At 69.9% G+C, this 22902-nt stretch carries 18 protein-coding genes; 8 read left to right on the forward strand and 10 right to left on the reverse strand.

Features of this window, described 5'->3' with window-relative positions; all coding sequences use genetic code 11:
* Nucleotides 1–111 precede the first annotated feature (111 nt).
* The 3 genes from ACIRPU_RS28295 to ACIRPU_RS28305 form a co-directional block, all read right to left on the reverse strand.
* The gene (locus ACIRPU_RS28295) at nucleotides 112–522 is read right to left on the reverse strand and encodes a DUF6113 family protein (protein ID WP_403872172.1); all 411 of its coding nucleotides are present in this window, start codon (nucleotides 520–522) and stop codon (nucleotides 112–114) included.
* The gene (gene mshB, locus ACIRPU_RS28300) at nucleotides 522–1433 is read right to left on the reverse strand and encodes an N-acetyl-1-D-myo-inositol-2-amino-2-deoxy-alpha-D-glucopyranoside deacetylase (RefSeq protein WP_403872174.1); all 912 of its coding nucleotides are present in this window, start codon (nucleotides 1431–1433) and stop codon (nucleotides 522–524) included. Before mshB ends, ACIRPU_RS28295 begins: the two co-directional genes overlap by 1 nt.
* A 64-nt stretch (nucleotides 1434–1497) precedes the next feature.
* Entirely contained in the window at nucleotides 1498–1692 is a 195-nt protein-coding gene (locus tag ACIRPU_RS28305) for a hypothetical protein (protein WP_020127941.1), read from the reverse strand.
* 181 nt (nucleotides 1693–1873) lie between these two features.
* Between ACIRPU_RS28305 and ACIRPU_RS28310 the strand changes: the two genes are divergently transcribed.
* Nucleotides 1874–3991 carry a prolyl oligopeptidase family serine peptidase gene (locus ACIRPU_RS28310; RefSeq protein ID WP_403872176.1) on the forward strand — a complete coding sequence of 706 codons (2118 nt, stop codon included), beginning with the start codon at nucleotides 1874–1876 and terminating at the stop codon, nucleotides 3989–3991.
* Between the two features lie 156 nt (nucleotides 3992–4147).
* Here ACIRPU_RS28310 and ACIRPU_RS28315 read toward each other — a convergent pair whose 3' ends face one another.
* Genes ACIRPU_RS28315 through ACIRPU_RS28335 form a run of 5 tightly spaced genes read right to left on the reverse strand, consistent with a single transcriptional unit; the run spans nucleotide 4148 to nucleotide 9877 of the window.
* Entirely contained in the window at nucleotides 4148–5236 is a 1089-nt protein-coding gene (locus ACIRPU_RS28315) for an ABC transporter ATP-binding protein (RefSeq protein WP_403872178.1), read from the reverse strand.
* Nucleotides 5229–6302, reverse strand: a complete 1074-nt coding sequence (locus ACIRPU_RS28320; protein WP_403872180.1) for an ABC transporter ATP-binding protein — start codon at nucleotides 6300–6302, stop codon at nucleotides 5229–5231. The genes ACIRPU_RS28315 and ACIRPU_RS28320 overlap by 8 nt, the downstream gene beginning before the upstream one ends.
* Nucleotides 6303–6309: 7 nt before the next feature.
* A complete protein-coding gene (locus ACIRPU_RS28325) occupies nucleotides 6310–7326 on the reverse strand; it encodes an ABC transporter permease (RefSeq protein ID WP_403872182.1) in 1017 nt (338 codons plus the stop codon).
* A complete protein-coding gene (locus ACIRPU_RS28330) occupies nucleotides 7319–8242 on the reverse strand; it encodes an ABC transporter permease (RefSeq protein WP_355709012.1) in 924 nt (307 codons plus the stop codon). The genes ACIRPU_RS28325 and ACIRPU_RS28330 overlap by 8 nt, the downstream gene beginning before the upstream one ends.
* Before the next feature lie 6 nt (nucleotides 8243–8248).
* Nucleotides 8249–9877 carry an ABC transporter substrate-binding protein gene (locus tag ACIRPU_RS28335; protein ID WP_403872184.1) on the reverse strand — a complete coding sequence of 543 codons (1629 nt, stop codon included), beginning with the start codon at nucleotides 9875–9877 and terminating at the stop codon, nucleotides 8249–8251.
* Nucleotides 9878–10430: 553 nt separating this feature from the next.
* Between ACIRPU_RS28335 and ACIRPU_RS28340 the strand changes: the two genes are divergently transcribed.
* The 6 genes from ACIRPU_RS28340 to ACIRPU_RS28365 all read left to right on the forward strand — a co-directional run bounded on the left by ACIRPU_RS28340 (nucleotide 10431) and on the right by ACIRPU_RS28365 (nucleotide 17679).
* A complete protein-coding gene (locus ACIRPU_RS28340; RefSeq protein ID WP_355709016.1) occupies nucleotides 10431–11459 on the forward strand; it encodes an ABC transporter permease in 1029 nt (342 codons plus the stop codon).
* A gap of 79 nt (nucleotides 11460–11538) precedes the next feature.
* Nucleotides 11539–13299, forward strand: coding sequence for an ABC transporter substrate-binding protein (locus ACIRPU_RS28345; protein WP_403872437.1), 1761 nt, complete (start codon nucleotides 11539–11541; stop codon nucleotides 13297–13299).
* Nucleotides 13300–13400: 101 nt separating this feature from the next.
* The gene (locus ACIRPU_RS28350) at nucleotides 13401–14381 is read left to right on the forward strand and encodes an ABC transporter permease (RefSeq protein WP_403872187.1); all 981 of its coding nucleotides are present in this window, start codon (nucleotides 13401–13403) and stop codon (nucleotides 14379–14381) included.
* 48 nt (nucleotides 14382–14429) lie between these two features.
* Nucleotides 14430–15467, forward strand: coding sequence for an ABC transporter ATP-binding protein (locus tag ACIRPU_RS28355; RefSeq protein WP_355709022.1), 1038 nt, complete (start codon nucleotides 14430–14432; stop codon nucleotides 15465–15467).
* A gap of 26 nt (nucleotides 15468–15493) precedes the next feature.
* Nucleotides 15494–16555, forward strand: coding sequence for an ABC transporter ATP-binding protein (locus tag ACIRPU_RS28360; RefSeq protein ID WP_403872189.1), 1062 nt, complete (start codon nucleotides 15494–15496; stop codon nucleotides 16553–16555).
* 338 nt (nucleotides 16556–16893) lie between these two features.
* A complete protein-coding gene (locus ACIRPU_RS28365) occupies nucleotides 16894–17679 on the forward strand; it encodes a BTAD domain-containing putative transcriptional regulator (RefSeq protein ID WP_403872191.1) in 786 nt (261 codons plus the stop codon).
* A 6-nt stretch (nucleotides 17680–17685) separates the two neighbouring features.
* Here the strand turns inward: ACIRPU_RS28365 and ACIRPU_RS28370 are convergent, their stop codons facing one another.
* Complete coding sequence (locus ACIRPU_RS28370) at nucleotides 17686–21093, reverse strand: BTAD domain-containing putative transcriptional regulator (protein WP_403872193.1); 3408 nt, start codon at nucleotides 21091–21093, stop codon at nucleotides 17686–17688.
* 300 nt (nucleotides 21094–21393) lie between these two features.
* Entirely contained in the window at nucleotides 21394–21900 is a 507-nt protein-coding gene (locus ACIRPU_RS28375) for a DinB family protein (protein ID WP_403872195.1), read from the reverse strand.
* A gap of 97 nt (nucleotides 21901–21997) precedes the next feature.
* On the opposite strand from ACIRPU_RS28375, the gene ACIRPU_RS28380 reads away from it, so the two are divergent.
* Nucleotides 21998–22738, forward strand: coding sequence for a class I SAM-dependent methyltransferase (locus ACIRPU_RS28380; RefSeq protein ID WP_403872197.1), 741 nt, complete (start codon nucleotides 21998–22000; stop codon nucleotides 22736–22738).
* Nucleotides 22739–22902: the final 164 nt, after the last annotated feature.

Here is a 22902-nt window from a genome sequence, read left to right on the forward strand (position 1 = left end):
GGGCAGCTCGGCGGCGCGCACCACCATACTGGCCACTTCTGGCCCGTATCCCACGACCGCCGGGGAAACCCACACGGGACTCGCACGGGCACACCGCGGTGAAGTGGTACGTCACTTGCCAAGTCGGACGTCGCCGCCGACCGGTTGCCGCCCCGAACCGATGGTGGCGCAGATCACAGCAAGTGCCATGCCACCGAGCAGGAAGAGGTAGGAACCGCCTCCCGCGCCGAACAGGAAGTCACCCTCGGGACGGCCCGCCGTGCACAGGATCACGGAGAGCATCCAGCCGACGGCGGGCGCGACGGCTCCGGCGCGACTGCCGAGCGCCCGCGCCCCGCCGAGGAACAGCCCGGCCGCGCCCACGAGCGCGAGGAGCAGTCCGCCCGGGAACCAGCCGGCCTGGACGAGCGCCCCGGCGAGACCGGCGACCGCGCCGAGCAGGAGGAGCCCCGTGCAGGCGACGATCCGTCCGGCGGGGGGCATCCGCAGCGGCTGGGCGAGCATCGAACCACGGTCGGACATCACGCCACCTCCGCCGCGTCGCCCGTGCCGGCGAACAGGTCGTTCTCCCTCTTCCGACCGCCCTGGCCTCCCTGGCCGTCCCGCGCCTGTCGAGCGGGCTCCCCGCGGACGAGTTCGTAGTACTCGGTCGGGAACAGGGGCTGTGCGAGCTCGTTGGAGAGGGCGAAGTACCGCTCACCGGGCGCGACTTCGACCTGGGTGGCGTGCGCGCGCATCGCGGCGGCCTTGGCGGCGGTGTACGCGGGGCCGCCGTCGATCTCGGCGCTGACCCGGTCGTCGTCCACCACGCCCGGCACGTCGGGCACGACGGCGCTCTTGGCGAAGGGCAGCCCCGGCAGCTCCTCCTGGAGCCGGGCGAAGGCGGCCTCGGCGACGGAGCGCGGGACGCGGTTCCAGTACACCTTGGGGATGCGCCACCCGGCGTCCTCGGCCAGCTCCGCGGCCCGCATGGCGACGCGGTGGGCCTGGATGTGGTCGGGGTGGCCGTAGCCGCCGTCGTCGTCGTAGGTGACGAGGACGTGGGGGCGCACCTCGAGGATGACCTGGACCAGGGACGCGGCGGCCTCGTCGACGTCGGCCCGCCAGAAGCAGGCGGGGTCGTCGTTGTCGGGGAGGCCCATCATCCCGGAGTCGCCGAAGCGGCCGGCGCCGCCGAGCAGGCGGAAGTCGTCGACGCCGAGCTCGGCCATGGCGGCCGCGAGTTCACGACGCCGGTGCTCCCCCAGGGCGGCGCCGGTCAGGTGCCGCAGCTCCGGCGGGATGACCTCGCCGCGTTCACCGAGGGTGCAGGTGACCAGGGTCACATGGGCACCCTCGGCCGCGTACCTGGCCATGGTCGCGCCGTTGTTGATCGACTCGTCGTCCGGGTGCGCGTGCACCAGCAGCAGACGCCGAGCGGGGAGTTCCTTCATGGAGCCAACCCTACGAGGCAGGCCTACATCTCCCGCGCAGGGGCAGACGCAGAGTCGGCACGCGTCAGAACTTGATGCTGCCGATCATGCTCGCCACGCTCGTCGTCAGGTCGCTGATCGTGGGCGCGATCGTCGAGGAGGCCAGATAGAAGCCGAGCAGGATGCAGACGACCGCGTGACCGCCTTTCAGCCCCGACTTCTTGACCAGCAAGAAGACGATGATCGCCAGCAGCACCACCGCCGAAATCGAGAGTGCCACGGCGGTTCACCTCCAAGGACCCGGGAACGTGGGGGCAAAAGCAGAACAAGGGAACGTGTAAATCCATACATCAGCCAGCAGGTTCATACCCACACAGCGCTAGTGATCATAACTATGTGTGGGTGCGCATCTCGCGGCGCACGGCCGCACAAGGGGGTCGCATGGCCAATATGGTCGGAGGATGACGACCGAGTCCGACTCCTTCCCCCGCAGGCACGCCCGCACCCAGCGTTTCACCCTGGGCGCGCCGCGTTCGTTCACGGTGGCCCCCGACGGCTCGCGGGTCGTGTTCCTGCGTTCCGGCTCCGGCACGGATCGCGCGGGTGCGCTGTGGGTCCTCGACCCGGCGGACGGCACGGAGCGCCCGGCCGCCGATCCGCGCGCCCTCCTCGGGGGCACCTCGGAGGACCTCTCGCCGCAGGAGCGCGCACGCCGCGAGCGCAGCCGCGAGGGGGGCGCCGGGATCGTCGGCTACGCCACCGACGAGGCCGTCGAGCTGGCGTCTTTCGCCTTGTCGGGGCGGCTTTTCACGGCCGAGCTGCGGGTCGGCACGGCGACCGAACTCGCGGTCCCCGGGCCGGTGATCGACCCCCGGCCGTCCCCCGACGGGCGACTCGTCGCGTACGTCGTCGGGGGCGCCCTGCGGGTGGTCGGCGCCGAGGGCGACGGCGACCGGGCGCTGGCGGAGCCGGAATCGGACCCGGTTTCCTATGGATTGGCCGAGTTCATCGCGGCCGAGGAGATGGACCGCACGCGGGGGTTCTGGTGGGCTCCGGAGTCGGACCGACTGCTGGTCGCGAGGGTGGACGACACGCCGGTGGAGCGGTGGTGGATCTCGGATCCGGCCCAGCCGAAACGTGACCCACAACACGTGCCCTATCCGGCTGCCGGGACGCCCAACGCGGAGGTGCGGCTGTTCGTGTTCGGGCTCGACGGGGTGCGTACGGAGGTCGTCTGGGACCGGGCGCGCTACCCGTATCTGGCGCGAGTGCACTGGTCAGGGGCGGGAGCGCCGCTGCTGCTCGTACAGGCGCGCGACCAGCGCAGTCAGCTGTTCCTGGCGGTGGACACCGACTCCGGGGCGACCCGGATGGTGCACGCCGACGAAGATCGGATTTGGCTCGATCTTTTCCCTGGGGTGCCGTGCTGGAGCCCGTCGGGACAGTTGGTCAGGATCGCCGACGAGGGCGGCGCCCGGGTCCTCTCGGTGGGTGAACGCCTGCTGACGGGCTCCCAGTTGCACGTGCGTGCGGTACTCGACGTCACGTCCGACGACGTACTGGTCTCCGCCTCCGCCGGGGCGGACGCGGCCGCGCCGGAAACCGGTGAGGTGCACGTCTACCGCGTCAACGAACTCGGCCTCGAGCGCCTCTCCCAGGAGCCCGGGGTGCACTCGGCCGTGCGCTCGGGGAACGTGACCGTTCTGGTGTCGGCGGTGCCGGACCGGCCGGGCAGCGTGGCGCGGGTGCTGCGGGACGGGAAGCACACGGCGACTGTCCGGTCGTACGCTGAAGATCCCGGTATGTCACCCCGCGTGCTCCTCACCCAGGGGGGCGCACGACGAATCCCGTGCGCCGTACTTATGCCTACGGACTACCCCGGTGACACCCCCCTGCCCGTCCTCATGGATCCCTACGGCGGCCCGCACGGGCCCCGGGTCCTCGCCGCGCACAACGCGCACCTGACCTCGCAGTGGTTCGCCGACCAGGGTTTCGCGGTGGTCGTAGCCGACGGGCGGGGCACCCCGGGCCGCTCCCCCGGCTGGGAGAAGGCGATCCACCACGACCTCACGGTCAGCCTCGACGACCAGATCGAGGCGCTGGAGGATCTGGCGAAGAGTCATCCCCTCGACCTCTCCCGGGTGGCGATCCGCGGCTGGTCGTACGGCGGCTGGCTCGCGGCCCTCGCGGTGCTGCGCCGTCCCGACGTCTTCCACGCCGCCATCGCGGGCGCCCCGGTGACCGACTGGCGGCTCTACGACACCCACTACACCGAGCGGTACCTCGGCGACCCGGCCACCACCCCGGAGGCGTACGCGAAGAGTTCGCTCGTCACCGACGAGGGGCTCTCCTCGCCCGCCGAACCCCACCGCCCGCTGATGATCGTCCACGGCCTGGCCGACGACAACGTGGTCGTCGCGCACGCCCTGCGGCTGTCCTCGGCCCTGCTGGCCGCCGGCCGCCCGCACGAGGTGCTCCCCCTGTCGGGCGTCACCCACATGACGCCCCAGGAACAGGTCGCGGAGAACCTGCTCCTGCTCCAGGTGGACTTCCTCAGGCGTTCGCTCGGGCTGACGTAGCGCCCCGGGCGCGGCAACGGGCCGGGAGACATGGCGCTCCCGGCCCGTTTACGGCACCCGCACGGCCGTACGCTGTTCAGACTGGCCCGTCCGTATATCGGAATCGGGTCGGTCAAGTTGCCTGCGTGTTAACGCGGTTGATGCGTGTTTGGGTGGCTATGGCGACCCGTCACCGTGATCGTCCCGCGATTCCCCCGGCGCCTCCTCCGGCGGGACCACCTGCTTCTCCTCCGCGAAGTGACACGCCGAGGCGTGCGCCGCCGGGCCGCTCACGAGCCGGAACTCCGCCGGGACCGCCAGCGCCGGCACCTCCAGCTCGCACCGCTCCCGCGCCTTCCAGCAGCGGGTGCGGAAACGGCAGCCGGAGGGGATGTTCGTCGGGGACGGGACGTCGCCGGCCAGGATGATCCGCTCCCGGCGCTCCCGCGCCTCCGGGTCCGGTACGGGCACCGCGGACAGCAGGGCCTGGGTGTAGGGGTGCGTCGGGTGGTCGTAGATCTCGGCGTCGCGGCCGATCTCCACGATCCGGCCGAGGTACATCACCCCCACCCGGTCCGAGATGTGCCGGACGATCGAGAGGTCGTGGGCGATGAAGAGGTAGGAGAGGTCGAACTCGCTCTGGAGCCGGTCCAGCAGGTTGATCACCTGCGCCTGGACCGAGACGTCCAGCGCGGACACCGGCTCGTCGGCGACGATCACCTCCGGGCGCAGGGCCAGCCCCCGCGCGATGCCGATGCGCTGCCGCTGGCCGCCGGAGAACTGGTGCGGATAGCGGTTGATGTACTCGGGGTTGAGCCCGACGACGTCCAGCAGGTCCTGGACCTTCCGCCGCCGGTCGCCCTTGGGCGCCACCTCGGGGTGGATCTCGTACGGCTCCCCGATGATGTCGCCGACGGTCATGCGCGGGTTGAGCGAGGTGTACGGGTCCTGGAACACCATCTGGATGTTGCGCCGGACCGCCCGCAGCGCCTTGCCCGACAGGCCGGTGACGTCCTCGCCCTTGTAGCGGATCTCCCCCGCCGTCGGCTTCTCCAGGTTGACCAGCATCTTGGCGACCGTGGACTTGCCGCAGCCGGACTCCCCGACGATGCCCAGGGTCTCGCCGCGGTGGAGGGTGAAGTCGACGCCGTCGACGGCCTTGACCGCGCCGACCTGCTTCCTGAACAGGATGCCCTGGGTGAGCGGATAGTGCTTGACCAGCCCGCTCACTTCGAGGATCGGCTCGGCCGATGCGGAACTAGCCATGCAGGCACTCCCTCCAGAAGTGACACGCGCTCGTGCGGTCCGCGTCGGCCCCGACGGCCCCACCGAACCCGCCGGACTCACCAGGCCCACCAGACCCACCGGACCCACCGGACCGGTCGCCCCCGGCGGCCTCGCCGACTTCGTCGACCTCGTACAGCGGGGGTACGTCCGTACGGCACACGTCCTGGGCCATCGGGCAGCGCGGGTTGAAGGCGCAGCCGGGCGGGATGTGCATGAGGTTGGGCGGCAGGCCCTTGATGGCGTAGAGCTCCTGGCCCTTCTGGTCCAGGCGCGGGATGGAGTCGAGCAGGCCGCGGGTGTAGGGGTGGGCCGGGGCCTTGTAGATGTCGTGGACGGGGGCCGACTCGACGATCCGGCCCGCGTACATCACGGCGATCCGGTCGGCCACGTCCGCGACCACGCCCAGGTCGTGGGTGATGAGGATCAGGCCCATGTGGTACTCGCGCTGGAGCTCCGCGAGCAGGTCCATGACCTGGGCCTGGACGGTGACGTCGAGGGCGGTGGTGGGCTCGTCGGCGATGATGAGCGCCGGTTCCAGGGCCATCGCCATCGCGATCATGATGCGCTGGCGCATACCGCCGGAGAACTGGTGCGGGTAGTCCCTGACCCGTTCCCGGGCGCCCGGGATGCGGACGCGGTCCATCAGCTCCACGGCCTTGGCCCGCGCGTCCTTCCTGGACATCCCCCGGTGCACGACGAACATCTCGCCGAGCTGGTCGCCCACCGACAGCACGGGGTTCAGGGACGACAGGGCGTCCTGGAAGATCATCGCCATCTCGGCGCCGCGGACCTTCCGGCGCTCCTCCTCCTTGAAGCGCAGCAGGTCCTTGCCGCGGAAGAGGATCTCGCCGCCGGTGATCTTGCCGGGCGGCATGTCGAGGATGCCCATGATCGCCTGGGCGGTGACGGACTTGCCGGAGCCGGACTCGCCGAGCACGGCCAGCGTCTCGCCCGCGTCCACGCCGTAGCTGACGCCGTTGACGGCCCTGGCGATCCCGTCCCTGGTGCGGAACTCCACGTGCAGGTCGCGTACTTCGAGCAGCATCCGGCCGTCACCTCAGCTTCGGGTCGAGGGCGTCGCGCACCGCGTCGCCGAGCATGATGAACGCCAGGACCGTGAGGGCCAGGGCGCCCGAGGGCCACAGCAGGGCGTGCGGGGCGTTGCGGATGTAGGGCGAGGCGGCGGAGATGTCGATGCCCCAGGAGACGGTCGGCGGCTTCAGTCCGACGCCGAGGTAGGACAGGGTCGCCTCCAGCGAGATGAACGTGCCGAGCGCGATGGTCGCCACGACGATCACCGGGGCGACCGCGTTCGGCGCGATGTGCCGCAGCAGCAGCCGGGAGTGGGTGGCGCCCAGGGCCCGGGCCGCCTGGACGAAGTCGTTCTGTTTGACGGTGATCACCGAGCCCCGCGCGATCCGGGAGATCTGGGGCCAGCCGAGCAGCACCATGAACCCGATCACCGGCCAGACCGTATTGCTGGTCACGACGGAGAGGAGGACCAGGCCGCCGAGGACGACCGGGATGGCGAAGAAGATGTCGGTGATCCGGGACAGGATCGAGTCCCCCGCCCCGCCGAAGAACCCGGCCAGACCGCCCAGCACGCTGCCGAGCAGGGCGACGCCGAGGGTGGCCAGGACGCCGACCGTGACGGACGTCCGGGCACCGTAGACGACGCGCGTGTAGACGTCGCAGCCCTGGCCGTCGAAGCCGAAGGGATGGCCCGGCTGGGAACCCTCCTGGGCCTTGGCGAGATCGCACTTGAGGGGGCTCAGCCAGGTGATGGCCCCGGGCCACAGGGAGACGAAGACCAGAAAGAGGATGATCAGGCCGGAGATGATGAAGACCGGGTTGCGGCGCAGGTCCCGCCAGGCGTCGGACCAGAGGGAACGGGCCTTCTCGGAGGGCTCGGCGCCCTGCGGCCCGCCGCCGGGTGTCTTCTCGAGGGTCTCCCCCTCCGCGGTGGCCAGGTCCATCGCGCCGCCCATGCCGGTGTCGGCGATGGCGCCCTCCTCAGGAGTGCGGCCCGCGCCCGGCAGGTGCTGCTCCGGCGGCATCGGCTCAGGCATAGCGGATCCTCGGGTCGAGTACGGCGTACAGGAGGTCGACGAGCAGGTTCGCCACCAGGAAGACCAGGACCAGGACGGTCACGAAGCCGACGACGGTCTGGGTGTTCTGGCGGAGGATCCCCTGGTAGAGCTGGAAGCCGACGCCGTGGATGTTGAAGATCCGCTCGGTGACGATCGCACCGCCCATCAGGGCGCCGATGTCGGTGCCGATGAACGTGACCACGGGGATCAGGGAGTTGCGCAGCAGGTGCCGGGTGACGACCCGGCGGCGGGGCAGCCCCTTGGCGACGGCCGTCCGGACGTAGTCGGACCGTCTGTTCTCCGCGATGGAGGTGCGGGTCAGCCGGGTGACGTACGCCAGGGAGACGGAGGCGAGCACCAGCCCGGGCACGATCAGCTCACCGAAGGTGGCCTCCGAGGAGACCGACGGTTTGATCCACCCCCATTCGACGCCGAGCAGCAGCTGGAGCAGCAGGCCGGTGACGAAGGTGGGGACGGAGATCACGACGAGGGTGAGCAGCAGGACCCCGGTGTCGACGGGCCGGCCGCGGCGCAGGCCCGTCAGGACGCCGAGGGTGATGCCGATGACGATCTCGAAGACGATGGCGACGATCGTCAGCCGGATGGTGACCGGGAAGGCCGTGGCCATCAGCTCGGTGACCGGCTGGCCGTTGAACGCCGTACCGAAGTCTCCGGTGAAGACGTTCCCCATGTAGGTCAGGTACTGCTGCCAGACGGGCTTGTCGAGGCCGAACTCCTTCTCCAGCTGGGCTGCGGTCGCCGGGTCGCACTGCCGGTCACCGCAGAGACCCGCGATGGGGTCGCCCATCACGTTCACCATCAGGAAGATCAACAGCGTGGCGCCGATGAACACCGGGATCATCTGGAGCAGACGCCGGACCACATACCGGCCCATGGCGGGTCAGCTGACCTTGATCTCGTTGTAGACCGGGACGGAGAACGGGTTGAGCTTGACCTTCGAGAGCCGCTCCGAGTAGCCGGCGCTGCCGTTCTGGTACCAGAGCGGGATGGCGGCCATGTTGTCGCGGACGACCTCTTCGGCCTGCTGGAAGGTCTCCACGGCCTTGGCGGTGTCGGTCTCGGCGTTGGCCTGGTCGACGAGCTTGTCGAAGTCCTTGTTGGACCACTTGCCGTCGTTGGAGGAGGCGTTCGTGTAGTAGAGCGGCTGGAGGAAGTTCTGGATGAGGGGGTAGTCCATCTGCCACCCCGCCCGGAAGGGTCCGGTCATCTTCCGGTCGCCGATCTGGGTGCGGAAGTCCGCGAACGTGCCGACCGGGTTGCCCACGCAGGCCTTGTCGTTGTCGAGGGCGTTGTTGATCGAGTTGCAGACCGCGTCGACCCATTGTTTGTGCGATCCGGTGTCCGCGTTGTATGTGATCTTGACCTGGCCGCCGGGCAGGCCGCCGCCCTCCTCGACGAGCTTCTTCGCCGCGGCGGGATCGTATTCGCAGGCGTCCCCGCACAGGCCTTCCTTGAAGCCGCCCTCCTCGCCGAGCACCGGAGAGGTCCAGTCGGTGGCGGGGGTGCGGGTGTTCTGGAAGATCGTCTCGGTGATCTGCTTGCGGTCGATCGCCCGGGAGAGTCCGGTGCGGACCTTGTCCGAGCCGGTGGTGTTCCATTTCTTGTCGTAGAAGGGGAAGGCCAGGGTCTGGATGATGCCGGCGGGGGTGTTCAGATAGCGGTCGCCGAGGTCGTTCTTGACGTTCTTGAGCTGGGCCGCGGGCACGTCGTCGACGAGGTCGAGGTTGCCGGCCAGCAGGTCGGTGTAGGCGGTGTTGTTGTCGGTGTAGACCTTCAGGGTCACGCCACCGTTCTCCGCCTTGTCGTCGCCGGGGTAGCCGTCCCACTTCTTCAGGGCCATCTGGGAGCCCTTGGTATAGGAGTCGATCGTGTACGGGCCGTTTCCGATCGGTTTCTTCACCCAGTTCGCGTGGTCGGTGAAGAAGGCCTGGGGCAGCGGGGCGTAGGCGGGGTAGCCGAGGGTGTCGGGGAAGGTCGAGAACTTCTGCTTGAGCTTGACGGTGAAGGTCCTGTCGTTGACGACCTTGAGCCCGGAGAGGACGTCGGTGGTCTGCGAGCCACTGGCGGGGTGGGCCGCGGTGTAGCCGTCGATGTACTCGAAGAAGTAGGCGTTCTTCTGGTTGTTCTTCAGACTCGCGGCGTAGTTCCAGGCGGTGACGAAGGATTTCGACGTCACTTTCTCGCCATTGCTGAACGTCCAGCCGTCCTTGACGGTGATGGTGAAGTTCTGGGAGTCCGTGGTCTCGATCTTCTCGGCCAGCATGTCCTCGGCCGCGCCGGTCTCCGGGTTGTACTTCTTGAGACTCCGGAAGATCATGTCGAGGACCTTGCCGCCCTGCACCTCGTTGGTGTTGGCGGGCTCCAGCGGGTTCTGCGGGTCTCCCCAGGAGGAACTGAGCACCGCGCCGCCGTCGCCGCCGCCGTCGCTCCCCCCGCCCCCGCACGCCGTCGCCGCGAGTGCTGCCGCCGCCGCGCATGCGGCCCACTTGGCGTGCGTGGCTCCACGCATGGATGCCTCCTCATTGACCGCGCTTTACCCGAGCGCTGTGCCGTCAGCACCGAAGCACTGATCCATTACCGGTAAATATCAACTTAAAAGGTGCATGCCGCACACGGGCCGCGCCCAACGGGAGGCTCTCGCGGGGCTATTCGGGGGACGGCGCGAGTCCGCCGGGCGCGGACAGCAGGATCCTGGCGGGGGGTCGAAAAGGATCTTCTTCGCAGGTCACAATGGATCTTCGGTGCAGTGCGCAACGGATCTCCACCATCCGATGCAGAACCGTTGGATTGTGACCCCGAGATGTACGCATTCCGACACCCCGGGGTCCGAATATCGAACTCCTTGCCCGTTTCGCGCAGTTGGTCCGAATTCAGACACGGAACGATTACGGCGCGCTACACGCGTAGCTACGATATGGTCAAGTCCAGGTAAAGAAAGTAAAGAGAAAACCAAGGGAGACCAGAATTTATTGACCTTGAATGAATTGCGTTGAAAAAGTCCGGCGTAGCCCGTAGGGAGTGCCCTGCGGAGTCATCAGACCCTCCCTTGGGCCAGGAGCACCATGACCCCCCCAACTCCATCAGCGGCCGCCCCGCTCGAGGTGACCGACGAGAGCGTCGAGAAGTCACCTACGCCCTCCACCCACAAGGGCAGCGAGGGTCGCTCGCCCGGACGGCTGGCGTGGAACCGCTTCAAGCGGGACCGCACGGGCGTCATATCCGCGTGCATCGTGAGCTTCTTCTTCGTGACCGCCATCGCCGCTCCGGTGATAGCCAAGCTGTACGGCAAGGACCCATACACCACCTACGCCAGTCAGCGCCCCGAGCTGCTGAACCCCTTCGCGTACCCGTCGGGTCCGAACGGCGGCATGAGCTCCGAGTTCTGGTTCGGCATCGAGCCCCAGCTGGGGCGCGACGTCTTCACCTTCCTGCTCTACGCGATCCGCAACTCGCTGGGCATCGCGCTCGCCGCCACGGTGCTCACCGTGGTCCTCGGTGTGGTCATCGGCACCACCGCGGGCTACATCGGCGGCAAGACGGACTACCTCGTGGGTCGGGTCATCGACATCCTGCTGTCGTTCCCGTCCACGCTCTTCTTCATCGCCTTCATGCCGGTCGTGTTCGGGCTCTTCGTCGCCCCCGACGAGGAGATCCCGACCTGGCTGCGGGCCACAGCTCTGATCATCGTCCTTTCCGCCTTCGGGTGGGCGTCCATCGCCCGACTGCTGCGCGGCCAGGTACTGGGCCTGCGTGAACGGGAGTTCGTCGAGGCAGCGAAAGTCACGGGTGCATCACCGGGGCGTATCGTCTTCAAGGAGCTGCTGCCCAACCTGTGGACGCCCATCATCATCCAGACCACGCTGATGCTCCCGGCGTACGTCACCGCTGAGGCGGGTCTCGCCTTCCTCGGAGTCGGCATGATCGACCCGACCCCGGACTGGGGCGTCATGATCGCGCGGGGTGCAAGTTTCTACACCGAGGACCTCACCTTCATGCTCTTCCCGGGCCTGTCCATGGTGATCTTCGTCCTCGCGTTCAACCTGCTCGGCGATTCGGTGCGTGACGCACTCGACCCCAAGTCCAAGCGCTAGCTCCGGCCCTCTTCAGGACCACGGCAAGGACGCCGGGGTGCCGGATCTCTCTCATCACTCCCACTTCAAGGCAGGCAGCATGTCCTTCTCGCGCAGAAACTTCCTCATCGCCACCGGCGTCGCCGCGGCGTCGACGTCGGTGCTGAGCGCCTGCAGCAGCGGCGACGAGGGGGGCTCCTCGCAGGACAAGGCCCCCAAGGTCACCGGGGCCAAGACCGTCGAGATCCCGGTCGGCACCAAGGCCGACTCCACCGGTCCGGCCGCCGAGGTGACGGGCGCGGTCAAGGGCGGGACGATCTACTCGCTCCAGCAGTTCGACATGGACCACATGGACCCGGCGCAGATCTACGTCTCGACCGAGGCCGCCATCACCGTGCCGATCATGCGCGGTCTGACCGGCTACAAGCTGGACGCCAAGGGCAACGCCACCCTGGTCGGCGACGCCGCGACCGACGCCGGCACCATGAAGGACGGCGGCAAGACCTGGACCTTCACGCTGAAGGACGGTCTGAAGTGGGAGGACGGCGTCGAGATCTCCTCGGACGACCTCCGCCACACCTTCGAGCGCATCTTCGCCACCTTCGTCACCGAGGGCCCGCGCTACGTCCAGGACTTCCTGGTGGGCGGCGACAAGTACAAGGGCCCGTACGAGGGCAAGAGCCTCGACTCCATCGAGGTCGACGGCAAGACCATCACCTTCCGTCTCAAGGAAGCCCGCGCCGACTTCAACTTCACGCTCGCGATGCGCGCTTACTCCCTGGTGCCGAAGAAGCACGACACCAAGGAGAAGTACGACAAGCAGCCCATCTCCTGCGGCCCGTACAAGGTCGAAAGCCGTAACATCGGCAAGTCGATGACCTTCGTGCGCAACGAGCACTGGGACCCGAAGACGGACTCGATCCGCAACGCCTACCCGGACAAGTACATCTTCCAGATGGGCTACGAGCTGGTCGCGTCGACCGACCGCTGGATCGCGGACAAGGGCACCGACCAGTACGCGGTGCCGATCTTCAACGAGGTCGCGCCCGAGCGCATCGCCCAGGTCCTCACCAACGCCGACCTGAAGAAGCGCGTCCTCACGGCGGTCGACACGGTCACCTACTACTGGCCGATCAACATGACCCGCATCAAGGACCTGAAGGTCCGCCAGGCCATCAACTACGCCTGGCCGCACCAGCAGCTCCAGACCATCGGCGGCGGTGCCTACAGCCAGGAGATCGCCACCACGATCTTCGCCCCGGTGACCCCCGGCTACACCAAGTTCGACCTGTACGGCGTGGACAAGAAGCCGGGCGGCGACCCGGCGAAGGCCAAGGCCCTGCTGAAGGAGGCCGGCAAGGTCGGCCAGAAGCTGGTCATCGCCTACCAGCAGTCGGACACCGCGGTGAAGACCGCCGTCGCCATCAAGAACGCGCTGGAAGAGGCCGGCTTCACGGTCGTCAACAAGCAGGTCGACAAGTCGACCTTCTACACCCAGATCGGCAAGATCGACAACGACTTCGACCTGTTCGCGGCCGGCTGGAGCCCGGACTGGCCGAACGGTTACTCGCAGTTCTACCCCTGCTGGAGCGGCAAGAACATCGGCGACGGTCGTAGCAACTACGCCCAGCTGAACGACCCGAGCGTCAACAAGGCGATCGACGCGGCCTCCCAGATCGCGGACGTGGCGGAGGCCAACAAGGCCTGGGGCAACATCGACAAGATGATCATGGAGCTGGCCGCGGTCGTTCCGGACTACCACAAGATCCGCAACTACCTGTACGGCTCCAAGGTCGGCAACGTCATCTGGGACAGCGCCAACACCTGCGTCGCGCTCTCCAAGCTCTACGCCAAGAAGTAAGCGCACGCCCCCTGGGGGTGGTCATCACCATGGCCACCCCCTGCGGTCCACCCCCCTCTCCTTACCGCGGCGACGGCGCCCCGTCCGGAAAGTCACGCCTCATGTTCCGCTTCCTCGTCCGCCGAGTCACCGGCGCGCTGGTCATTCTGTTGATCATCAGCGCCATCACCTTCTGGCTCTTCTACGCCGTGCCGCGTGACCCCGCCATGATGTCCTGCGGCAAGAACTGCACGCCTGAGAACCTCGCGCAGATCCGGAAGAACCTGGGCATCGACCACTCCATCCCGGTGCAGTACTGGTACTGGCTGAAGGGCGTCTTCGCCGGTCGCGACTACAGCGGTTACGGGTACTGCGACGCGCCCTGCTTCGGCTACTCCTTCGCCAACAACGTGCCGGTCTTCGACACGATCATGGACCGCCTGCCGACGACCCTCTCGCTCGCCTTCGGCGCGGCCGCCGTCTTCCTGGTCCTCGGTGTCGGCGCGGGCATGCTCGCGGCCCTCAAGCAGGGCAAGTTCCTGGACAAGTTCGCCAGTTCGGCGTCGCTGCTCGGCTCCTCGCTGCAGATCTACTTCGTCGGCTACATCGCGATGTACTACCTCGTCGCACAGCTGGGATGGCTCGACCAGCCGTCGTGGACCCCGTTCAGCGACGACCCGGTCGCCTGGTTCTCGGGACTGCTGCTGCCCTGGCTGGTCCTCGCGATCATCTTCACCGCCAACTACACGCGTATGACCCGCTCCCAGCTCGTCGAGCAACTGAGCGAGGACTACGTCCGCACCGCCCGCGCCAAGGGCCTGTCCCGGGCGAACGTGTTCTTCCGGTTCGCCTGGCGCGGCGCGATGGGCCCCATCGTCACGGTGTTCGGCATCGACCTCGGCACGCTGATCGGCGGCGCCATCATCACCGAGCAGACCTTCAGCCTCCCGGGCATCGGCCGGCTCGCGGTCAAGTCCGTGGACCAGAGCGACCTGCCCATGCTGCTGGGCGTGACCCTCCTGGCCGCGGGCGCCATCGTGTTCTTCAACATCATCGTCGATGCCGTCTACGCTCTCATCGACCCGCGGATCCGGCTCGCCTGACCTCCGCCAAGCCCCCTACCTCTCGCATCACCCCCCAGGAGCGTCCCCGTGACGAGCACCGATCAGCAGCCCTTCCTCTCCGTCAGGGACCTGAAAGTCCATTTCTCCACCGAGGACGGCATCGTCAAGGCCGTCGACGGGCTCTCCTTCGACCTGCTGAAGGGCAAGACGCTCGGCATCGTGGGCGAGTCGGGTTCCGGCAAGTCGGTCACCAACCTGGCCATCCTGGGTCTGCACGACCGCGACCGCACGGCGATCGAGGGCGAGGTCGTGCTGGACGACAAGGAGCTGCTGACCGCCTCCGAAAGGGAGCTGGAGCGGCTGCGCGGCAACAAGATGTCGATGATCTTCCAGGACGCGCTGGCCTCGCTGTCGCCGTACCACACGGTCGGCAAGCAGATCAGTGAGGTGTACCGCAAGCACACCGGCGCCTCCAAGAGCGAGTCGCGGGCCCGGGCGATCGAGATGCTGAAGCGGGTCGGCATCCCGCAGGCGGAAGTCCGGGTGGACGACTACCCGCACCTCTTCTCCGGCGGTATGCGCCAGCGCGCGATGATCGCGATGGCGCTGGTCTGCGACCCGGAGCTGCTGATCGCCGACGAGCCGACCACGGCCCTCGACGTGACCGTGCAGGCCCAGATCATGGACCTGCTCAAGGACCTCCAGCAGGAGTTCGGCACGGCGATCATCTTCATCACGCACGACCTGGGCGTCATCGCCGACATCGCCGACGACGTCCTGGTCATGTACGGCGGCCGCTGTGTCGAGCGAGGCACCAAGAGGGAGGTGCTGCAAAGTCCGCAGCACCCCTACACGCTGGGCCTGCTGAGCTCGATGCCGAGCCTGGACCACCCGGTGGACGTTCCGCTCAACCCGATCCCCGGTTCGCCGCCCTCGCTGCTGAACCCGCCGTCGGGCTGCCGCTTCCACCCCCGGTGCACCTTCGCCGAGAAGGTCGAAGGGGGCCTGTGCTCCACGGAGCAGCCGCCGCTGGAGGTCACCGACGGGCGGGGTTCCGCCTGCCACCTGACCCCCGACCAGCGCGCCGAGTATTTCTCCGACCTCGCCGGCAGCGCCGCGAACTGACGTACAAGAGACGGGATTTCACCACCATGAGCAGCACCACTCCCCTCCTGGACGTCTCCGGGCTCACCAAGCACTTCCCGATCAAGGGCGGCTTCCCGATCCGGCGTACGGTCGGTGCCGTGCAGGCCGTCGACGGGCTGGACTTCCAGGTCGCCGAGGGCGAGAGCCTGGGTCTGGTCGGCGAGTCCGGCTGCGGCAAGTCGACGACGGGCCGGCTGATCACCCGGCTCCTGGAGCCGACGGGCGGCCGGATCTCGTACCGCGGCCAGGACATCACGCACGCGGGCCGTAAGCAGCTGGCGCCGATCCGCTCCGAGATCCAGATGATCTTCCAGGACCCCTACGCGTCGCTGAACCCGCGCCAGACGGTCGGCAAGATCATCTCGGGGCCGATGGAGATCAACGACATCCACCCGGCCGGCGGGCGCGAGGCGCGCGTGCGTGAGCTGCTGGAGATCGTGGGTCTCAACCCCGAGCACTACAACCGCTTCCCGCACGAGTTCTCCGGCGGCCAGCGCCAGCGCATCGGCGTCGCCCGCGCGCTGGCCCTCGAGCCGAAGCTGATCGTGGCCGACGAGCCGGTCTCCGCACTCGACGTGTCCATCCAGGCGCAGGTCGTCAACCTGCTCCAGAAGGTCCAGCGGGACCTGGGCATCGCGTTCGTCTTCATCGCCCACGACCTGGCCGTCGTACGGCACTTCTCCCACCGCGTGGCGGTCATGTACCTCGGCCGGATCGTCGAGATCGCCGACCGCGACGACCTGTACGGCAACCCGCGCCACCCCTACACCCGGGCGCTGCTGTCCGCCGTTCCCGAGGCCACCGTGCACGACGAGGGAACCCCGGGCCGTGAGCGCATCCGCCTCGTCGGTGACGTGCCCTCGCCCATCAACCCGCCCTCCGGCTGCCGCTTCCGCACCCGCTGCTGGAAGGCGACGGAGAAGTGCGCGAGCGAGGCGCCGCCGCTGGTCCAGGTCGAGGGCAACAAGCCCGGCCACCTGACGGCGTGCCACTACCCCGAGACGGCCGACGTGCCGGCCACCGTGCCGGCTCCCCGTCTCGCCAAGGACCCCGAGGCGGCGGCCTGACACACCCCTTTTCGTCAGCCGCCCCCTTTCGGAGCGGACTTTCTCGGCCCATTGACCCGAGCCCATGAACGTCCGGTCCAGGGGACGAAGGCCCGCGCTCACCCAGCGCGGGCCTTCACTCGTACCGATGGGCCCGCAGGGCCCGCCCAGGGGCGCGGGGAACTGCGCGACCGGCCACGATGCACCCGCACCCGCCGACGCACCGCAACCCCGCCCGCAACCCACCGCGCCTTCGGCCGAGCCAAGCCGGCGGCAGCCATCCCGTGCAGCATCCATGCGCCAGCCGAACACCTCGCGCGCACAGTGGTGACTCGAGTGGTTCGAGGTACGGGGGGTACATGGAAATTCAGCTGCTGGGCTGCGTAGAGGCACGGGCCCGCTCCGGCGACAAGCTGCCGCTTCCGCACGGCACCAAACTGCTGTTGGCGGCACTGGCCTGGACCCCCGGCGCGTTCGTCGCCGACGAGACGCTGATCGAGCGGGTGTGGCAGGAGCGCCGGCCCCAGCACCCGCGCGACGCCCTGTACATCCAGGCCACCCGACTGCGGAAGGCGCTGCGGGCCGACGGGCAGCTGACCGAGGGCTTCGAACTGATCCGCAAGCGGGGCGGATACGTCCTCGCGATCGACGAGACCCGCGTCGACACCGCACGGTTCCGCGCCCTGGTCCGGCAGGCCCAGCAGGAGGCCCGCGCCGGCGACACCGAGACGGCCCTCGGCCTCTACGCGCGGGCCCTGGAGCTGTGGCGGGGCGAGCCGCTGTCCGACGTGCGCACGGCCTGGGCGGAGACGACGCGGGTGACGTTGCGGCGCGAGCACCGGGAGGCGCTGGTCGGCAGCACCGAGCTGTATCTGCGCGTGGGGCGGCACGAGGAGTGCCTGCCGCAACTGCACTGGCTGTCCGAGATGCACCCCTTCGACGAGAAGGTCACGGGCCTGCTGATGCTCGCCCTGCACCGCGGGGGACGCCAGGCGGACGCGCTGGACTGCTTCCAGCTGCTGCGCCTGCGGATGATCGACCTGCTGGGCTGCGAACCGGGCCCGGAAGTGCGGTCCCTGCACGAACGGATTCTCGCCCGCGACCCGCGGCTGCGACTCGGCAGCGCGTACGCCCACTCCGGCTGAAGCGGCTCAGCCGTCGAAGTGCTCGGTCAGGTACAGGGTGAGGCGGGACTCGGCGTCCGGTGGGAGCTCACGGTGACGGTGGTGGGGCGGCGGGCGGTGCGGGGCGGGCGCCCCGGGGGGATGCCGGACGCCGAGCGCCGTGTACAAGGCGGTCGCCTCCGTCCCGGCCTCCCGCGCCGGCCCGGTGTCGCCGTGGGCCTCGTGGGCGGAGGCCAGGGCCGCCATGGCGCGGGCGTGCAGGAGGCGCTGGCCGGAGCTCCGGGCGAGGGCGGCCGCCAGGGTCGCCGCGTCACGGGCCCGGCTGAGAGCGGTCTCGGTATCGGTTCCGACGTCGGTGCCGCTGCCGGCGTCGGTGTCAGTGCCGGTTCCGGTGCCGGTGCCCGTGCCGAGGTCGAGGAGCGTCAGGGCGGTGGTGAGGTGGACGCGCGGGAGGGTGAGGGGGTTGCCGTCGGCCGCCAGGCGTTCGGCGCGCTCCAGCTGGTCCAGGGCGTCGGCCGGGCGGCCCTGGGCACGGGCCAGGTCGGCGCGGGCCAGCAGGACCTCGACGAGGCCCGCCCGGTGGCCGGTGCGCTCGGCGATCTCGAAGGCGGCGTCGAGGTGTTCGGCCGTCTCCGCGGCGCGGCCCGCGCGCAGCTTCACCGAGGCGACCCCGACCAGGCTGTCGACCTGGCAGTTGCGGTTCTCCACCCGCCGGGACACGGCGAGGGCGTCCTCGTAGGCGAGGAGCGCGCGGTCGTCCTGGCCGGCGTCGGCGCGGACCCGGCCCAGCGCCTCCAGGGCCACGGCCTCCGTGTAGGTGGAACCGGAGTCGCGGGAGACCAGGAAGCAGCTGCGCAGCGCCGCCGCCGCCTCGTCGAACCGGGCCTGCTTCTGCCGGACCAGGGCGAGGTTGACGAGGGCCATCGCCCGGTTGTGGTGGACCGTGTCGCCGATCAGGTCGAGGGCCGCGCACGCCGCCTCCTCGGCCGCGTCCAGGCGGCCCAGGGCGAGGTTCAGGGACGCCGTGTTGATCAGCATGATCTCCACGTTCCTGACGTTGTCCAGGGTGCGGTAGAGCGCGAGGGCACGGTCGTAGCAGGGCAGCGCCCGGCGCAGCTCGCCCAGCAGCTTGAGGGTGACGCCCTTGCCCTGGAGGCTGCCGGCCTCGCCGTACGTCCAGCCGGCCCGGCGGGCCAGCTCCTCCGCCTCCTCGTACTCCGCCAGGGCGCCCCGCAGGTCCCCGTTGCGCCAGCGGGCGCTGCCCAGGGACAGGCACATGGAGGCCTGGCCGACCTCGTCGCCGTCGCGCGCGGCCACCTCCCGGGCGAGGGTGGCCAGCCGCATCCAGTCGGAGAGCGGCCTGCGGTGGTGGAAGAGGTCCTGGAGCGCGTCCACCAGCCACCACACGTACGGCGCGGGACCGTGCTCGGCGGCGTGGCCGATGGCGGCCGCGATGTCGTCCCACTCGCCGTCGAACCAGGCGTACGCCTCCTCGGCGCCGGCGAACTCCCGCGGCAGGGAGCCCTCGACGGCGGGCGGGCGGGTGCGCATGACGTACAGGCCGGCCGTGGCGGCCGCGTTGACGACGCTCTGGAGGTAGTGGTCGAGGACGCGGGTGACGGCGGCGGCCCGCTCCTCGGGGGCGTCCTCGGCGGCCGTCCGGTCACGGGCGTACTCGTGCACCAGGTCGTGCCAGGCCGGGCGGCCGTGCTCGACGTCGCGCAGCAGATGGACCCGCTGGGCCAGCCGCAGCAGGTCGGCCAGGCGGTGTTCGTCGGTCCCCGCGGCCGCGGCGGCCGCCGGGACCGACCGGCCGGTGCCCGGCAGCACGCCCAGCGAGCGGAAGGCCCGCCGGGCCTCGTCCGGCAGCACCCCGTACGACAGGTCGAGCGCGGCCCGTACGGCGACGGACTCCTCGCCCTCGACGTGCAGCCGGGCCAGTCGCCCCCGGTCCGCGAGGTCACGGACGTAGTCCCGGATACTGCCTGGCCGGTCGCCGATCCAGGAGCCGGCGACACACAGCGCGAGCGGCAGGTGGTCGCAGAGTTCGACGAGCCGCGCCGCGGCCTCCGGATCGGCGGCGACGGCCTCCGCGCCGACCGCGCCGCTGATCAGCTCCAGTGCGGCGGCGCTGTCGAGGACGTCGCAGGACACCCGGTAGGCGCCGTCCAGGGTGACCAGGCCGCTGAGCTTGTCGCGGCTCGTCACCAGTGTCAGCGAGCCCGCCGAGGCGGGCAGCAGCCGCCGTACGTACGACGCGTCGGCCACGTCGTCGAGGACGACCAGCACCCTGCGGTCCGCGAGCATCGTCCGGTACAGCGCGGTCTGCGCCTCGGCGCCCAGCGGGATGTCGCGCGGGGCACAGCCCAGGCCCTGGAGGAGCAGCGGCAGGGCCTCTCCTGGCGTCATCGGCTCGGCGTTGTCGAAGCCCCGCATGTCGAGGAAGAGCTGGCCGTCGGGGAAGCGGTCGGCGACCCGGTGGGCCCAGTTCAGCGCCAGGGCGCTCTTGCCGACGCCCGCCGGTCCCACGATCAGGGCGAGCGGTTCCGAGGTGCGCAGACAGGAGTCGAGGCGGTCGAGTTCACCGTCACGGCCGACGAAACGGCGTGGGGTGGGCGGGAGTTGGCGCGGTACGGGGCGCTCGGACGCCGGGGCGGGGCGCTCGGGCGGGGCGCCTGCGGAGCGGCCGCCGCCTCGTAGCAGCCGCTGGTGCAGGTCCCCGAGGTCAGCCGAGGGCTCCATGCCGAGTTCGTCGATCATGCGTCGGCGCAGCGCGGTGTACAGCTCAAGGCCCTCGGCGCTGCGGCCGTCCTGGTGCAGGGCGCGCATCAGCAGGCCGTGCGGGCGTTCGCGCAGCGGGTGGGCGGCGGTCAGCCGGAGGAGTTCGGCGATGGCCTCCCGGTGCCGGCCGGTCTCGATCCCCGCCTCGGCCACGCCTTCGCGGGCCACGAGGTGCAGTTCGGCGAGGCGTTGACGCTCGGCCTCGCGCACCGCGACCTCCGGCAGGTCGGGCAGCGGCTCGTCCCGCCACAGCGCGAGGGCCTGCTCACCGCTGCGCCGGGCCGTTCGCCAGTCGCCGTCGGCCGCGGCCCGCGAGGCGTCCCTGATGAGGTTCTCGAAGGCCAGCAGGTCGAGTTCGTCCGGGCCCGCGTGCATGACGTAGCCGGGCCGCCGGGTGGTCAGCAGCTCCGTCCCCGCCGGGCCGAGGGCGCGCCGCACCTCCGCGACGAGGGCTCGTACCCGGGCCGCGCCCGCGCCGGGCGGCCGGTCGTCCCACAGGCACTGAATCAGCCGGTCGACGGAGACGACATGGTTGGCGTGCAGCAGGAGCACGGCGCACAGCGCGCGTTGCCGGCCGGTGAGTACGACGACCCGTCCGTCGATCTCGACGTCCAGCGGTCCGAGCAGGCGGAACCGGGGCCGTGGGGTGAGCATTCACCGAACGTAGTCCAGGGGCGTGTGCCGGGCAACGCCGACCTTCCCGAACGGGAATCGACGGGTCCACAAGCGTCGGGATCCGGCCAATCCCCCGGGCCGGGGCCACGGCGGCGGCCGGGCGCCGTACGAGGCGGCCCGGCCGGGGCCGGGTGGGGGCGGGCGCCGCGTGTCCCCCGTCGGTCGCCCGCCCCGTACGAGAGTCTCGCCGAGCCGCCTTTCCGGGCCCTTTCGGCGATCTTTCATCCGCCTTCCCCCCCGGCCCGACCAGCGTCTCCGGCATGATCCGCCGGACAGGCCCTACGCGCCGGTGCGGCCGTCGATCAGTTCGCGCAGGATGTCGAGGTGGCCGTTGTGCCGGGCCGTCTCCTCGATCAGGTGCAGGAGGATCCAGCGCAGGTCCACATGCCGGCCGTCCCTCGTCGCCCGCTGCGCCTTGGTGTCGAGGTCGTGCTCGGCGACCAGCTCGCGGTGCCGTTCGGCGTGTTCGGCGTACTCGCCGAGCACCTGCGCGAGCGGGAGGTCGACGGCGATGCGCATCTCGCGGTCGGGGTCCTCGTCGGTCCACGGCCCCTCGTCCTCCTCGCCGAGGAACACGACCCGGAACCAGTAGTACTCGACCCAGCGCAGATGGTTGACCAGGCCGCTCGGGGTCATCAGCGGCGAACCCGGCAGGAGCGCCTTGCGGGCGTCCGCGTCGGAGAGGTCCTCGCACTTGGCGCGCGCGGTGTCCCGGGCGTAGTCGAGGAACGTGGTGAGCTGGGTGCGCTCGTCCCACGCGGGGGGCATGTCGTCTGTTCTCGTCATCGCGCAGAGCATGTCCGGCCGCCGGCCCGCTTGTCGAGCGGATTCCGATGTTCTGGATCTTGTCCTGTGCCGCACCGAGGTGTGGCACACTGCCGCGGTGGTCGATCATTCGTTCGTGGATCTGACACTCGCCGCGCTGTACGACAGCATCAATCCGTGGGGGCCGGACGACGACTTCTACCTGAACCTGGTGAGATCCGCCGACTCGGTGCTCGACGTCGGCTGCGGTACGGGCCGGCTCCTCGCGCGGGCCGCGGGGGACGGTCACCCGGGGCGGCTCATGGGCCTCGACCCGGCGGCCGCGATGCTCGTCCAGGCCCGGCGCCGGGCGCCCCGTGTGGAGTGGCTGCTGGGGGACCTCAACATCCGGCTGTGGCAGGCCGACTTCGACCTCGTGGTCATGACGGGCCACGCCTTCCAGGTGCTTCTCGGCGACGAGGAACTGCGCGGCGCGCTGCGGGCCGTACGGTCGGCCCTCGGCGACGGCGGACGGTTCGTGTTCGAGACCCGCAACCCGGCCGCGCGGGCCTGGGAGACCTGGACCCCGGACCGCGTCCGCGAGGTCACCGACGCGGACGGCCGGGTCGTGCGGGTCTGGCACGAGGTGGAGGACGAACCGTACGGCGACCGGGTCACGTTCACGGAGACCTTCGACTCCCCCGGCTGGCCCCGGCGCCACACCGGCCGCGCCACCCTGCGCTTCCTCGACCCGGGGAGCCTGACCGGTTTCCTGACGGAGGCGGGCCTACGGGTGGAGGCACAGTACGGGGACTGGAACGGAGAACCACTGACCCGGACAAGCCCGGAAATCATCACGGTGGCAACCCCGGCACGATAACGCCGAAGCAGGAGCCGGCAGTGCCCGCGCGGCCCCGCAGCGCCCCCACCTGTGGGTCCGCATGACCCCCGGCGGCGCGGGGAACTGCCCACCCAGTACCGGCAACGGGCCCCTGTGGGCCCGCAGGGCCCCCAGGGGCGCGGGGAACTGCGCGACCAGCCACG

The organism is Streptomyces sp. NPDC102259 (assembly GCF_044766465.1).
Lineage (GTDB): Bacteria > Actinomycetota > Actinomycetes > Streptomycetales > Streptomycetaceae > Streptomyces.

What these genes read in the sequence shown, in the direction of transcription:
- ACIRPU_RS28320 (WP_403872180.1), bottom strand. Translation starts at nt 6,302, where the DNA reads ATGCTGCTCGAAGTACGCGACCTGCACGTGGAGTTCCGCACCAGGGAC.
- ACIRPU_RS28365 (WP_403872191.1), top strand. Translation starts at nt 16,894, where the DNA reads ATGGAAATTCAGCTGCTGGGCTGCGTAGAGGCACGGGCCCGCTCCGGC.
- ACIRPU_RS28370 (WP_403872193.1), bottom strand. Translation starts at nt 21,093, where the DNA reads ATGCTCACCCCACGGCCCCGGTTCCGCCTGCTCGGACCGCTGGACGTC.
- ACIRPU_RS28345 (WP_403872437.1), top strand. Translation starts at nt 11,539, where the DNA reads ATGTCCTTCTCGCGCAGAAACTTCCTCATCGCCACCGGCGTCGCCGCG.
- mshB (WP_403872174.1), bottom strand. Translation starts at nt 1,433, where the DNA reads ATGAAGGAACTCCCCGCTCGGCGTCTGCTGCTGGTGCACGCGCACCCG.
- ACIRPU_RS28315 (WP_403872178.1), bottom strand. Translation starts at nt 5,236, where the DNA reads ATGGCTAGTTCCGCATCGGCCGAGCCGATCCTCGAAGTGAGCGGGCTG.
- ACIRPU_RS28360 (WP_403872189.1), top strand. Translation starts at nt 15,494, where the DNA reads ATGAGCAGCACCACTCCCCTCCTGGACGTCTCCGGGCTCACCAAGCAC.
- ACIRPU_RS28330 (WP_355709012.1), bottom strand. Translation starts at nt 8,242, where the DNA reads ATGGGCCGGTATGTGGTCCGGCGTCTGCTCCAGATGATCCCGGTGTTC.
- ACIRPU_RS28350 (WP_403872187.1), top strand. Translation starts at nt 13,401, where the DNA reads ATGTTCCGCTTCCTCGTCCGCCGAGTCACCGGCGCGCTGGTCATTCTG.
- ACIRPU_RS28375 (WP_403872195.1), bottom strand. Translation starts at nt 21,900, where the DNA reads ATGACGAGAACAGACGACATGCCCCCCGCGTGGGACGAGCGCACCCAG.
- ACIRPU_RS28325 (WP_403872182.1), bottom strand. Translation starts at nt 7,326, where the DNA reads ATGCCTGAGCCGATGCCGCCGGAGCAGCACCTGCCGGGCGCGGGCCGC.
- ACIRPU_RS28340 (WP_355709016.1), top strand. Translation starts at nt 10,431, where the DNA reads ATGACCCCCCCAACTCCATCAGCGGCCGCCCCGCTCGAGGTGACCGAC.
- ACIRPU_RS28295 (WP_403872172.1), bottom strand. Translation starts at nt 522, where the DNA reads ATGTCCGACCGTGGTTCGATGCTCGCCCAGCCGCTGCGGATGCCCCCC.
- ACIRPU_RS28310 (WP_403872176.1), top strand. Translation starts at nt 1,874, where the DNA reads ATGACGACCGAGTCCGACTCCTTCCCCCGCAGGCACGCCCGCACCCAG.
- ACIRPU_RS28335 (WP_403872184.1), bottom strand. Translation starts at nt 9,877, where the DNA reads ATGCGTGGAGCCACGCACGCCAAGTGGGCCGCATGCGCGGCGGCGGCA.